A 13,870-nucleotide genomic window follows, 5' to 3' on the forward strand; every position below is an offset into this window, starting at 1 on the left:
ATAGTAATATGGAAAATCAAGGCGCATCTGTTGTTATTACGCACCATATTTTGGATGGAAAAGAACAGGAATATGAAAAATGGCTGGATGAAATTGTTCCCATTACCAAACACTCCAATGGTTTTATCGATTTGCAGATCGTACGGCCAATTCCGCATTTAACGTTTGTTTACACGGTTATCATTCGATTTGACACTATTGAAAACCTTAAATACTGGATGGAATCGGAAGACCGCAAAATGCTCATTAAAAAAGCAAATCCATTATTCAGAAAAAATGACAACTACCAGATAAAATCAGGTTTGGATTTTCTTTTTAATGCAGAAAACGAAGGAAACAAAGTTCCTGTTCGCTGGAAACAATTTCTTGTAACATGGTCTGCTATTTATCCATTGTCCCTTTTAATTCCTTTATTGGCAATCCCCTTTTTGAGATTTTTGAAAGTACCGTCAAATCATTATTTTGATGGATTAATAATTTCGGGCATTATAGTCTTTTTAATGGTATTTGTTGTAATGCCTAATTATACCAAACTGATCAAAAAATGGCTTTATAAATAATTAAAAATTCCCTCATTATAAAATCAAAAATCACTGTAGTTTGCAGTGATTTTTTTTGCTTTAAACTCTAAAAAAACAAATCCTCCATAATCAGAAAGCTTCAAATTATTCCTAAAGTTTCTCTTACTAAATTCAACGACTGATTTTGCCCATCTAACGAATTCAAACTATACTCAGCATATATCTTCAATAGCTTTACAATAGAATTAAAAACCAATACAATTAATCATCAAAAAGCTATTATTATGACTACCGAATTATTAAGTTTCAAATACGAACTAGAAAAAAAAGAACCACGCACCAATGACGGCGGTACAACAAGAGGAGCTTCTGTTAAAGATTTTCCAGCTTCTATTGGCATCGCAGGAGTTTCAATGCGACTACAGCCGGGAAGTATGCGAGAATTACACTGGCACGCAAATGCAGCAGAATGGGCTTATGTTATTTCAGGAACGGTTCGCACCACGATTATTCATCCAAATGGTAAAAGCTACACTGATAATTTTGAACCAGGCGATGTTTGGTATTTTCCAAAAGGATACGGACATTCAATTCAAGCAACAGGAACAGAAGAATGCCATTTTATTTTAATTTTTGATAATGGTAATTTTTCCGAAGATCATACTTTCAGCGTGACTGATTTTGTATCGAGCATGCCACCAGAAATTGTTGCTCAAAATTTGGGAATTACTTTAGAAGAAGTGGCATCATTACCTCAAAAAGAAGCCTATTTTGCAGCCGGAATTGTTCCTGACGAATTATCGTTTACTGCCGCTTCCCGACCTGAAGAATCAGATATTGAATTAACCAATTTACATCGTTATCCCTTGCATTCTCAACAGCCTAGAATAATTCCCGGTGGCGGTTTGCAAAGATTGGTAACAAGCAAAGAATTCCCTATCAGTACCACAATGGCCGGATCTATTATAGAATTACAGCCAGGCGCTTTAAGAGAAATGCATTGGCATCCCAATGCTGATGAATGGCAGTATTATATTTCTGGTCAAGCCGAAATGTCTGTTTTCTTAGCAGAAAGTACAGTCGTTACCGAACAATTCAACGCTGGAGATGTCGGTTATGTGCCAATGGGTGCGGGACATTATATTAAAAACACTGGAAATACAGTTTGCAAAATCTTAATTGGGTTTAACAGTGGCACTTATCAATCTATTGATTTAAGCGAATGGCTTGCAGGAAATCCAAAAGATGTGGTGGTAACCAATTTTGGTTTGGAAGAAGGCGAAATAGAAAAATTTCCTAAAAGCAAACTGTTTATTCAACCTTAATCACAAATATTGTGGATGCCAAAACACAGTTCATAGATTCGTCTGAACAAGCTAGATCGCAGGAGAAACTTGCCATATTTTTAGCCTTTATTGCAGGCTTTCTTGATGCTGCTGGTTTCCTAAAATGGAAAGTATATGTCTCTTTTATAAGCGGAAACAGCACACAATTGGGAATCGCATTATCCAGCGGCAAACTCAATGTACTTCTTTCGTCTTTAACGGTAATTGGCTGTTTTGTCTTCGGAATATATGCTGGAACCTGCATTTCGTTGTGGAGAGAATCCAAAATTCAGACACTGCCATTTTATATTGTTTCAGTAATATTGATTGGCTATACAATGGCATCCAATTATTATACTATAAACAACGGATTGTCGATACCTATCATTCTATTTTCAACTGGTGTTATGAACACTATTGTAACGTCTGTTGGAAGTCAAAAAATAAATACCGATTTCGTTACTGGAACGTTGAATAGTTTGGCTAGAAATACAGCCATGTTAAGTCTCTCTCGCAATAAAAACAGTCGGAAGTTTTATAAACTCAATGCTCTTCGGCTTTTACTATTATGGATTGGCTTTTTGTTAGGGGCATCTGTTGTGCCGCTTATACTTCCGTTATTCAAAAATTGGACACTTATTCTGCCTGCTGCATTACTACTTGCTTGCGCATTTTTGCTGCCGATTACTGACTTTAACCTTAAAAATAAATCTTATGCTGAAGAAAAATGACGTTGCACCAGATTTTACCTTATTTGCAACACCAGATCAAAAAATCACTTTATCAGAATTTAAAGGAAAAAACGTGATATTAGCTTTTTATCCTGCAGACTGGAGTCCGGTTTGCAGCGATCAAATGGCACTTTACAACGAAATGCTGAAGTACTTCAAGAAATATGATGCTGCAATTTTCGGTATTTCTGTAGATAGTAAATGGTGTCACATGGCCTTTTCTCAATCTAGAAATCTGCATTTTCCTTTACTGGCTGATTTCGAACCAAAAGGAGACACTTCAAAAAAATATGGCGTATACAATGAGAAAGAAGGCGAATGCAATCGTGCCCTTTTTGTAATTGACAAAGAAGGAATTATACAATGGAGTTATCTCTCGCCAATGGCTATAAACCCAGGAGCAGATGGTATTTTGGAAGCTTTAGAAAAACTATAAAACTAATTAATTATGTCACTAAAACCAGCGGTCAGTAAAACTGATCATATACAAGGAAAAAAAGATGCTAGTATAGTAATCGTAGAATACGGAGATTATCAATGTCCCTATTGCGGTTCAGCTTATCCTATTCTTAAAGAAATGATGCAGAAATACGGCAAACAGATAAAATTTGTTTTTAGAAATTTTCCGTTATCAGAAATGCATCAATACGCCCGTCCTGCAGCAATTGTAGCAGAAGCCGCAGCTTTGCAGGGAAAGTTCTGGGAAATGCATGACGCTATCTACGAAAATCAGAGAATTCTAAGTGAACCTTTTTTATTAGAATTAGTAGAGAAATTGGAGCTAGATCCACATCAATTCAATGTCGATATTAAAAAATCTGAACTTGCCGCAAAAGTAGATTCTGATTTTGAAAATGGCATTTTAAGCGGTGTAAATGGCACACCTTCTTTTTTTGTCAATGGTAGAAAATTTAACGCAGGCGCAGAAGATCTCTTGCAACTGATGAGTGAAATCGTGAAATAAATAGTTCGAAAATTAAATATAAAAATCGAATAGTATGCTCTCAATTAATGAATGAAAGTATATTTTTTGAACCAATTTTTAATTAAATTTACGTAACAACTGCAATTACAACATCATGGAAATAAATTATACGGAATTAGTTTCCATCAAACACGTAAGTGTCCAAAGAATAGAAAATAACGGAACCTCATCGTTTTTAGATACACTTTCTGTTGAAGAACCTCTTGAAATCAGGCTTTCTTACGGTTCTAATTCAGAGAGAATCCAAAAGAACATTTCGGTTACCATGCGAACTCCGGGCAATGATATTGATTTGGCGATTGGTTTTCTGTTTACAGAAGGAATTATTGCTTCTTTTGAAGATATTCAAGATGCTTTTTCATTAAAAATGAATTGCTTATCACAAAAACAAAACATTGTTCAGGTTGATCTTAAAGAAGGTTTTACTCCAAATTTGATGCAGACAGATCGAAATTTCTATACGACTTCAAGTTGCGGCGTATGCGGAAAAAGTTCGATTCAATCTATAAAAACGGTAAGCCCATTTGGAAATTTAATAAGACCTCAAATCCAGATTCATGCATCTGTTTTTTATCAATTACCCGAAAAATTAAGAATTGCTCAAAGCGATTTTGAATCCACTGGCGGTCTTCATGCCTCAGGGCTGTTTAATATTCAGGGCGATTTGATTCTTTTAACTGAAGATGTTGGAAGGCATAATGCATTAGATAAATTAATTGGAAGATCTCTTGCTGATCAATCACTGCCACTAAATGAACATATTTTGCTTCTAAGCGGAAGAGCAAGTTTTGAGCTAATCCAAAAAGCAGCAATGGCGGGAATTTCTATTATTGCTTCTATTGGCGCTCCATCCAGTTTGGCCGTAGAACTTGCGGCAGAGTTTAATATTACACTTTTAGGATTTCTAAAAGAAAATCGATTGAATATATACAACTCATCGGAACAAACCGTAATCGTCATACAATAGCCATTAAACCACAATACAATGAAGAAAGATCCACAACAAAAAACAGATGATTTAACTCATAAATTACCTGAAGCAGAAAATCCGTACCAGCTTTCGAAACTTAAACTAACAAAAGTAGAAAAATGGGCTGCCGGCGTTCCTGCGGTTATGGCTGCGGTAAGCGATCTTATAGAAGATAAAACGATTCTAAGAGGCGGAAAAGCTTTATTTAAAATGAATCAAATGGGCGGTTTTGACTGTTCCAGCTGCGCATGGCCGGATCCTGATGACGATCGATCTCCTTTGGGCGAATATTGTGAAAACGGAGCAAAAGCCTTAGCTGAAGAAGCTACAACCAAAAAAGTTGATGCTGCTTTCTTTAAAGAAAACTCTGTTTACAGTCTTTCAAAATTAGACGATTATCAAATTGGAAAAATGGGAAGATTGACCGAGCCGATGTATTTACCTGCTGGCGGCACACATTATCAACCCATAAGTTGGAATGAAGCTTTTACAAAAATTGCTTCACATTTAAATGCACTTGAATCTCCAAATGAAGCGGCTTTTTATACTTCCGGAAGAACCAGTAATGAAGCTTCCTTTCTTTATCAGCTTTTTGCAAAAGAATTTGGAACCAACAATATGCCAGATTGTTCCAATATGTGCCACGAAACTTCTGGAACAGCTTTGAAAACTACAATCGGAATTGGAAAAGGAACGGTTACTTTAGAAGATTTTTATGACACCGATGTGATTGTGATAATTGGACAGAATCCGGGAACTAATGCTCCGAGAATGCTAAGCGCTTTAGAAAAGGGCAAAAAAAATGGTGCAAAAATTATTGCCGTTAATCCGTTACCCGAAGCTGGCTTAATGGGATTCCATAATCCGCAAGCTATAAAAGGGATAATTGGATCAGGCGGAAAACTTACCGATCTTTTTCTTCCGATAAAAATAAATGGTGATATGGCACTTTTAAAAGCTATTGAACTTTTGCTAATTGAATTGGAAAAGAAAAACCCAGGTGAAGTTTTTGATCATGAATTCATTAAAAACAAAACAACTGGTTTTGAAAATTTTGAGAAACAGTTTGAAAATTTAGACTTGGATCATCTTGCCTTTCTATCTGGAGTTCCCAAAAATCTAATTATAGAAGCGGCAGAAATACTGGCTTTCAAAAAAAGAATTATTGTTTGCTGGGGAATGGGACTTACCCAGCAGCCAAATGGTGTTGATATGATCCGAGAGATTGTCAATATTTTATTGATTAAAGGAAGTATTGGTAAACCCGGCGCAGGAGTCTGTCCCGTTCGCGGACACAGTAATGTTCAAGGAAACAGAACCATGCTTATTGATGAAAAACCTACCAATGAACAATTAGATCGTCTTCAAAATTATTTCGGATTTAGTCCGCCGAGAAATCACGGTTATGATGTGGTTGGAACGATAAAAGCGATTCATGAAGAGAAAGTAAAATTTATGTTCTGTATGGGCGGTAATTTTCTATCGGCTGCACCAGATACGACTTATACCGCAGAAGCATTTCGAAAACTGAAACTGCTGGTATGCGTCTCAACAAAACTCAACAGAGGCCATTTGGTACATGGAAAAGAATCACTTATCCTTCCTACGCTTTCCCGAAGTGATATGGATATCGTTAACGGAGAAGTGCAGATTATTAGTACAGAAAATTCTATGGGCGTGGTGCAGTCTTCAAAAGGCGTGCTTAAACCTATCTCAAATCAATTGATAAACGAAACTCAAATTGTCTGCCGAATGGCAATGGCGGTTCTTGGAGATAAATCAGTTATCGACTGGAAGCGATACCACGACAGTTATAATGATGTGAGAGAAGCTATTGAAAATTGCATTCCAGGTTTTGAAAATTACAATAGTAGAGTTCGCGAAAAAGGCGGTTTTTATTTGCCTAATGCTCCTCGTCATGGTCAATTTACTGCTAAAGAATCAGCTGATCGTGCGGCATTTACTTTAACAGAAATTCCGGATAATGAATTGGAACCAGATGAATACATGATGGCCACAACTCGTACGCATGACCAGTTTAATACTACTATTTATGGTATGGATGATCGTTATAGAGGAATAAAAAATGAACGCCGTGTTATTTTCATGAATCAAAATGATATTGATAAAGCAGGATTTAAAGCGGGAGACAAAGTAGATCTCTTTAATTATAATGATGGCATTGAAAGAATTGCGCCTTTATTCCTTATCGTATCTTATCAAATTCCAGAGCGAAATACGGTCACTTATTTTCCTGAAACCAATGTTTTGGTTTCTGTAAATAATGTGGTGAAAGAAAGCAATATGCCAGCTTCTAAATACGTAAAAATAAAAGTAAAAAAACACGATCCTGCCATTTACGAAAAGATAAAACACATGTAATTCTTTTCAAATAAAAATAAGTTAGCGAAGACTTTTGAGGCATTTATCTAGATTAAAATAGTAATAGCGCTGTTACAATTCATTACTTAATCTAGGTTAATCGACTGCTCTACTCTTCCTCTATAAATTTGTCAAAGAAATCTAAGTCAAATAAAAAATGATAAAAACTTAGAATTTAACGACAATACCAAAATTAGGATACTCTTAATTTTATTTAATCTTAAAACCAAAAAAATGAGCACAATTACAGTAAAAGACGGAACTGAAATTTATTATAAAGATTGGGGAACAGGACAACCTATCGTTTTTCACCACGGATGGCCTTTATCAGCAGACGACTGGGATGCGCAAATGATGTTTTTCTTAAAACAAGGATATAGAGTTATTGCTCACGACAGACGCGGACACGGTCGTTCTGGTCAAAGTTCTGAAGGCAACAATATGGAAACCTATGCTGCAGACGTAGCAGAATTGACCGCAGCACTAGACTTAAAAGATGCGATTCATATTGGCCACTCAACTGGCGGAGGGGAAGTAATTCGTTACGCAGCAAAATATGGAAAAGGACGTGTTTCCAAAGCCATTATTATTAGTGCTGTTACACCAATCATGATCAAAAATGAGGCAAATCCTGATGGTGTCCCATTGTCTGTTTTTGATGAAATTAGAGAAGGAACAGGATTCAACAGAGCACAATATTTCTATGATTTCCCAATCGCTTTTTACGGATGGAACCGTGAAGGAACAACAGTTCAGGAGGGTATCAAACACAATTGGTGGCGTCAAGGAATGATGGGTTCTGTACTGGCTCATTATGAAGGAATTAAAGCTTTCTCTGAATCAGATTTTACAGAAGATTTAAAAAGTTTAAACATACCTGTATTGGTTCTTCACGGAGAAGATGATCAGATTGTTCCATATAATCAGGCACCTAAAGCTGCTGCTCTTTTGAAAAACGGAAAACTAATTTCTTATCCTGGATTTCCTCACGGTATGCCGACTACAGAGGCAGAAACAATTAATAACGATATTTTAGAATTTATCAAATCTTAAATATATCCTGATTTTTTAAATAAAAGCCTCCAGTCTACATTTTGATTCTGGAGGTTTTAATTTTTGATTTCTTTGATGATCTGTTGTCTAAAAATTAAATTGTTTTCGTGTTTAAACATTTGATATCATAATCGAATAACAAAATAGATAAAACTTTACTCATAACAAATATGTAAAGCAGTAAATCAAATTTTGTGGCAAATTCGTAGCATATGAGATTTGGAGTGGATATCTTTTTTGACGCAAAAATTTAAGGAAGTTTTTAATAAAAGAATTTAACTATCTGCTTTTTGATACTACATTTTTCAATCAATCCCCAACAGTACATCCAAACCAAATTTTTAGTGTCATTGAAAGACAGGGTCTACATGTAGTAAGCCAAACTCTTCAAATCATCTATAAATTTTGTAGAAATTTGTCCCGTCGAGGTCACTACAGCCAAATGGCGCCAATTGAAGACAATTGGCGCCATTTTTTATATAGTGTATTAATAATAGTTAGCTTTTAAGATTTCATTTAAAATATTAAACTTTTCCTCTTGGATCATCAATATGCATTCTCGAAATATCATAACGAACACCTTCCCGATCCAGTATTCTTACGTTTTTCACTACTGTAGTTAAAGCAATCAAAAATGTTTCGGAATTTTCATGACGTTCATATGCTTCTTCATCTTTCCAGCCTTCTAAAAGATGGAACGTATTTTCATCTGTCAGATCCTGCGAGAAAGCATAGTAGATACAGCCTTCCAATTTGTTTGCAGCAATCATTTCAGGAACAACAGCATCTATAAATATCTGCCTGTCCTCTGGATGAACTTTGTAATAAGCACTTACAGTGATACCTGTTGTTTGTGTTTTATCGTGGCTATTAGAAGTACCACTTTTAATACTATTTTCCATTTTATTTTATTTTAATTATGATAATAATTTTTGCAATAATTATAGATAAGTCACAAAATCTTCAAAAGGTTTGCGAACTTTTTTATTCTTTAAATTCCAATCATTTTCCTTGTGGCGATAGCCTACTGCCAACAGCATCGAACTTCTAAGGCCTTTAGAAGGCAGATCAAGAAACTGATCGAGCTCTGAAGCATTAAAACCTTCCATTGGTGTTGTGTCAATCCCTTGTGATGCGGCGGCAACTATTGCCAATCCTAACGCTATGTTGGCTTGTTTTGCAGCATGATGAAAATTCTCTTCAATACTCATGTTTCCGAAAAATTGTTTGGCAAAATTTCTTTGTCTTTCATAAGAATCAGACTCTGCTTTTCGTTCTGAAATCAAATGGTCAAAAACGCCATCTATTCTTTCCTCGGTATATTTATTCCAAACGGCAAAAACTAAAAGATGTGATGACTCAACAACTGGAGCCTGATTCATTGCAATAGACAAAATCTGCTTTTTAATTTCGGAATCAGTTATCACAATAATTTTATACGGCTGTAATCCAATTCCTGATGGAGCAAGATGTGAAGCTTCTAAAATGATATTAATCTGCTCTTCTGCTACTTTTTCTCCCGTCATTCTTTTGGTTGCATACCTCCAGTTTAAGAGATCTATTATATTTTTCATTATTTATAATTATTTAAAATCAAAAAATCCCTAACTGCCCTAAAAGTATCGTTCCTGCATTGAAACAATGGAACGATTTTACTTTGCCATTTTCAATTTTAAAAACGTCACAACATGGCACTTCTATTTTTTTTCCAGTAGGCTCGATTCTTCCTGATGAAAACGGAAGAGGTCCTTTATGAGTTCCGTTTAACGATAATTCTACTATAACAGTATTTTCATCATCCAGAACATATAGTTCGTATAATTCTCTGTGCATATCGGGAAAAGCTGTGGCATAAACATCTACTGTTTTTCCAATATCTTCGCCATAATACTTAGTTCCGGAAGAAACATCCCAGAAATAGCCGTCGGCTGTAAATAGTTCAACAAATGCTTTGGCATCCTGGCTTTCTGCCACACTGTAAAGTTTTCGGATTAATTGTTCATTTTCCGAGTTTGAATTCACTACTGAAGCTTTCATAATTGTTCTTTTTTAATATTAATTATTTGAATAAAATTGTGGTTATTCTTTAAAAGTTCTGAGAACAAAACATTAAGGCTAACCGATAATTTGACGGATTTTGTCTTATTTCTTGCTATCAACAAAAACATATAGTTTGACAGCCTTTCCGTTCTCAAAAACGAAAAGATCCATTCCAGTAACAGCATCAGGTTTTTGGGGAGTGCCGTGTTGCCAATAAAGTCTAGCGGTATTATGATTGACATCAATTGCTTTAACAGGTGAAAATCTTGAATTCAAACTTTTTTTCTGAAGATCATCAATAAATCCGTTGATTTCTTGGTGTCCATTGGCAATAAAATGACTATCAACCATCTGGATATTATCAGCATAGACTTTTTTCATCAAGGCTCCACGTTTTTTAACATCATGTTCATTCCAAATTGAAAGATGTGATTCTACTAAAGCTTTGATTTCAGATTCAGATATTACTTTCGTATTTAGTTTATTAGTTTGATTTTCAGCTGTATTTTTTGGCGACCAAAGAATTGTACTAGGTTTATTTTTTTCATATCCTTTTCCATTCGGATAAGAAACCAGTTCCATTTTAGACCCCCAAGGCGTTTCAAAATAAACCCACGACTCGCCAGCTGTCTCTCCTGAAGGCGTAGTGAAGGGTTCTCCAATTATTTTTACGCCTTTACTTTTTAAATATTCTACAGATGCCTTAATATCATTCACATAAAAGGCAATATGCGATGCTCCAATATCATCTGTATTTGGTTGGGTTTTGCTTCCTTTATTATCTGCATATTCAAATACTTCAATACTGGCTCCTGTTCCTGCATTTATCATTTTTATGGTAACTGCTCCCGTTTGACGATTGATATGATTTAATTCTTTCCAAGCAGTATCAAGCGGAATTGGCCCAAGTTGAGTTACTGGCGTAAAACCAAGAACATTATTAAAAAATGTCACGGCTTTATTAAGATTCGGAACATTAATTCCGACGTGATCTACTCCAACTATTCCTGCATTATTTTGAGCTTCGGTTTTTTCCGAAACAGAAAAAAGTATTAATAAATTAAGCATTGCTGCCGCTGAAGTTTGTATTTTTTTATTTGATTTTATATTACTTGTTTTCATGATTATATCTATGTTTATATTTAAAAGAAAATTAATTTGTATAAGCAGCTAACCATTTTGTTTTTATAGCAGCACGAGCTTCAATGAATTCTTTATCAGTTCCCTGTGCAATGGCATCAAGCGGAAAACGAAGTGGTCTCTCCCCTTTTTTCATGTTTACAAGTTCAAGAATACCATCAGCAATGGTCTGCGGATTCATATCAAACTGAGCCATTTTTCCAAATAATGCTGTTCCTAAAGCGTTGAATTTATCGGTTGCTTCGTCTCCGTATTCTTCAATAATTTCTGGTTTATCGGCATGAATACCGGCTTTAGAGCCGTTATTCATTTCTGTCGGATACACTCCAGGCTGGATACTTACGTTTTCAATTCCGTAAGATGCAAGTTCATCCTGCAATCCTTCTGTAAAACTTTCCACAACAAGTTTAGAAGCGATGTACGGAATCATAAAAGGAAGTGTATGTCCGCTTGCGCCAGTGGTTATATTGATAACAAGACCATTTTTTTCTTTTCTCATAGAAGGAAGAACAGCTTGATACATACGAAGGACGCTGTAAACATTGACATCCATCATTCTTCGAACTTGATCAATTGAATAACCCTCCAGTAGACCAAAACCACTTACCGCTGCGTTATTGATCAGCACATCAATTTTGCCATATTTAGTGAGTACTTTTTCGATTGCTTTGCTAACTGATACATCTTCTGTAACATCAATATCTACCACTTCAATGTTTTCTATTGCTTTGAGTTCTTTTGCAACTGCGGCATTTTTATCATTTGTATTGCGCATCCCAGCAATCACTGAATGCCCAGCACTTGCTAATGTTATTGCTGTTAATTTTCCAAAACCTGTACTTGTTCCTGTAATAAAAATTGTTTTTGACATGATTTCTAATTTATAAGTTTATAATGTTTGTTTCTTTTGAACATTACAAAGTTGCGTCTAATGCAAGACCTGCAAATTGATTAGAAATAAGTAAAAACTTGATCTAGATCAAGAGTTTGGAATAGGCATAAAAAAAGGAGCTCTTAAAGCTCCTGATGTTGTTATTTTTTTGCCGTCTGTTTCCGAATACGACTGAGTGTTTCTGGTGTCATACCTAAATAGGAAGCAATCATAGTCTGAGGAATTCTCAAAGCAAATCCCGGATATTTATTGATAAAGTTTAGGTATTTTTCTTCAGCTGTTAAAGTCAGTGAAGCTTGAATTCTGTTTTGAGCCGCTATAAAACTTCTTTGTAAAATCGCATTCACCATATTATTAAAAGCAGGAATTTCTCTGCACAGCAATTCAAAATTTTCATGAGTAAAAAGTACAAGCTCTGTATCTTCTATAGCATCAATATTAAAACGCGACGGTTGCTGCATCAATAAACTCTCACGATCTCCTGTCCACCAGTTTTCAATGCTGAAACTGTTTACATGTTCGCTCCCTTTTTCATCTACAGTATAGGTTCTTACACAGCCTTGCGTAATAAAAGCATCATACTTCCATATATCTCCTTCCTGAAGCAGGTATTGCCTTTTACGAAGTTTTTTAATAATAGCAAAGGATTGTATATAACTAGACTCTTCAAGACTCAGCACTACTTTTTCATCAAGATATTTTTGGAATATTTCATACATAGTATGTAAAATTATGCAAATAGTTACTGATGTACAAATTTTTCAAATTATGCATAACAGCAACCTTAATAATAAAGTTTATTCAAAATCCTTGGCAAATCTCATAACATAATATTTTGGAGCATGCTCCAATTCAGCTACAAAATCTAACGCGGTTTTTATAAAAAATGTAATCTACTCATTAGTGCAAACCTCTAATTTTGAAACTGGACTTGATACTTTTTTCACACAAAAAACTAAGGCGAATGTTAAATAAATTTTAACCTTCAATTATGAAATTTTTACTGCAAAATTAAAGGAAAACTTAAATTATCATTTAGCTAAAAAAGTTTCGAAAATCAAATAGACTTATTTTAAAATCCCAGACAGTAATTCAGAGAGCCAAATAAAGACAATTCACCTTAACTTAAAACATCCTTTTCAAATTCTCTATAATATTTATATAATTATATATTACTTTAATGCAATAAAAAAATTGAGTTTTTATATTTTTTACATCAATCCCCAACAGGACATCTAAACCAAATTCATAAAGCCACTGGAAGACAGACAACTACATATAATAAGCCAATTTCTTCAAATCATCCAAAAAAAATGTTGAAATTTGTCCCGTAGGGGTCACAAAGCCAAAAGGCGCCATTATCTTCAATTGGCGCCTTTATTTATATTCTTAACAATTAATTAAGTCGGATCAATTATATTTATTATCTCCCGGAACACCAACCGTCACCATTCCAGAACGAATTGGATACTGGCCAGTTATAAATGCCGCTCTTCCAGCTGTACAAGATGGTTGCGCATAATGATCTGTAAACCTAATACCCTCATATCCTATGCGGTCAATATTTGGAGTAGTATATCCCATAACCCCCATTCCATAAGCACTTACATTTTCCCAACCTATATCATCGCCCCATATTACCAAAATATTGGGATGTTTAGTCTTCTGGGCATGTAAAAAGTTTGAAATTATCAGAAGAGCACTTAGATAAATTAGGCTATAATATGGTGATTTTATTTTCATACAATTTCTCTTTTACTTAATTAACTAACCGACAGTTTATTAAATAAAATTAATTAAAAAATCCTACAATTTATTCTTTTCTAAACAA

General features: G+C 34.9%; 15 protein-coding genes. 8 read left to right on the forward strand and 7 right to left on the reverse strand.

All coding sequences use genetic code 11. The annotated features are described in order from the left end of the window. Window positions 1-8 precede the first annotated feature (8 nt). The 8 genes from AC1RRQ_RS10910 to AC1RRQ_RS10945 all read left to right on the forward strand — a co-directional run bounded on the left by AC1RRQ_RS10910 (window position 9) and on the right by AC1RRQ_RS10945 (window position 7,967). Window positions 9-560 (forward strand): antibiotic biosynthesis monooxygenase, encoded by a 552-nt coding sequence (locus AC1RRQ_RS10910; protein WP_493023050.1) that lies wholly within the window; start codon window positions 9-11, stop codon window positions 558-560. A gap of 245 nt (window positions 561-805) precedes the next feature. Further along, entirely contained in the window at window positions 806-1,846 is a 1,041-nt protein-coding gene (locus AC1RRQ_RS10915; protein WP_493023051.1) for a cupin domain-containing protein, read from the forward strand. 11 nt (window positions 1,847-1,857) lie between these two features. Next, on the forward strand, window positions 1,858-2,577 hold the full coding sequence (locus AC1RRQ_RS10920) for a YoaK family protein (RefSeq protein WP_493023052.1): 720 nt from the start codon (window positions 1,858-1,860) through the stop codon (window positions 2,575-2,577). After that, window positions 2,561-3,013 (forward strand): redoxin domain-containing protein, encoded by a 453-nt coding sequence (locus tag AC1RRQ_RS10925; protein WP_493023053.1) that lies wholly within the window; start codon window positions 2,561-2,563, stop codon window positions 3,011-3,013. The genes AC1RRQ_RS10920 and AC1RRQ_RS10925 overlap by 17 nt, the downstream gene beginning before the upstream one ends. 12 nt (window positions 3,014-3,025) lie before the next feature. Further along, complete coding sequence (locus AC1RRQ_RS10930; protein ID WP_493023054.1) at window positions 3,026-3,541, forward strand: DsbA family protein; 516 nt, start codon at window positions 3,026-3,028, stop codon at window positions 3,539-3,541. A 115-nt stretch (window positions 3,542-3,656) separates the two neighbouring features. Next, a complete protein-coding gene (fdhD, locus tag AC1RRQ_RS10935) occupies window positions 3,657-4,529 on the forward strand; it encodes a formate dehydrogenase accessory sulfurtransferase FdhD (protein ID WP_493023055.1) in 873 nt (290 codons plus the stop codon). 18 nt (window positions 4,530-4,547) lie between these two features. Continuing rightward, a complete protein-coding gene (locus tag AC1RRQ_RS10940; protein WP_493023056.1) occupies window positions 4,548-6,914 on the forward strand; it encodes an FdhF/YdeP family oxidoreductase in 2,367 nt (788 codons plus the stop codon). 234 nt (window positions 6,915-7,148) lie between these two features. Then, window positions 7,149-7,967: an alpha/beta fold hydrolase gene (locus AC1RRQ_RS10945; protein WP_493023057.1), complete on the forward strand. Its 819-nt coding sequence runs from the start codon at window positions 7,149-7,151 to the stop codon at window positions 7,965-7,967. Window positions 7,968-8,491: 524 nt separating this feature from the next. Here the strand turns inward: AC1RRQ_RS10945 and AC1RRQ_RS10950 are convergent. The 7 genes from AC1RRQ_RS10950 to AC1RRQ_RS10980 all read right to left on the reverse strand — a co-directional run bounded on the left by AC1RRQ_RS10950 (window position 8,492) and on the right by AC1RRQ_RS10980 (window position 13,683). After that, entirely contained in the window at window positions 8,492-8,869 is a 378-nt protein-coding gene (locus AC1RRQ_RS10950) for a putative quinol monooxygenase (protein WP_493023058.1), read from the reverse strand. A gap of 39 nt (window positions 8,870-8,908) precedes the next feature. Next, a complete protein-coding gene (locus AC1RRQ_RS10955) occupies window positions 8,909-9,541 on the reverse strand; it encodes a nitroreductase family protein (RefSeq protein ID WP_493023059.1) in 633 nt (210 codons plus the stop codon). A gap of 19 nt (window positions 9,542-9,560) precedes the next feature. Beyond that, window positions 9,561-10,004 carry a nuclear transport factor 2 family protein gene (locus tag AC1RRQ_RS10960; RefSeq protein ID WP_493023060.1) on the reverse strand — a complete coding sequence of 148 codons (444 nt, stop codon included), beginning with the start codon at window positions 10,002-10,004 and terminating at the stop codon, window positions 9,561-9,563. 105 nt (window positions 10,005-10,109) lie between these two features. Continuing rightward, window positions 10,110-11,129 (reverse strand): VOC family protein, encoded by a 1,020-nt coding sequence (locus AC1RRQ_RS10965; RefSeq protein ID WP_493023061.1) that lies wholly within the window; start codon window positions 11,127-11,129, stop codon window positions 10,110-10,112. 31 nt (window positions 11,130-11,160) lie between these two features. After that, on the reverse strand, window positions 11,161-12,018 hold the full coding sequence (locus tag AC1RRQ_RS10970; RefSeq protein WP_493023062.1) for an SDR family oxidoreductase: 858 nt from the start codon (window positions 12,016-12,018) through the stop codon (window positions 11,161-11,163). Between the two features lie 161 nt (window positions 12,019-12,179). Then, window positions 12,180-12,758 (reverse strand): Crp/Fnr family transcriptional regulator, encoded by a 579-nt coding sequence (locus AC1RRQ_RS10975; RefSeq protein ID WP_493023063.1) that lies wholly within the window; start codon window positions 12,756-12,758, stop codon window positions 12,180-12,182. Between the two features lie 691 nt (window positions 12,759-13,449). Continuing rightward, on the reverse strand, window positions 13,450-13,683 hold the full coding sequence (locus AC1RRQ_RS10980; RefSeq protein WP_493023064.1) for a sulfatase-like hydrolase/transferase: 234 nt from the start codon (window positions 13,681-13,683) through the stop codon (window positions 13,450-13,452). Between the last annotated feature and the right edge of the window lie 187 nt (window positions 13,684-13,870).

This window comes from Flavobacterium sp. GW821-FHT12A05 (assembly GCF_058807735.1).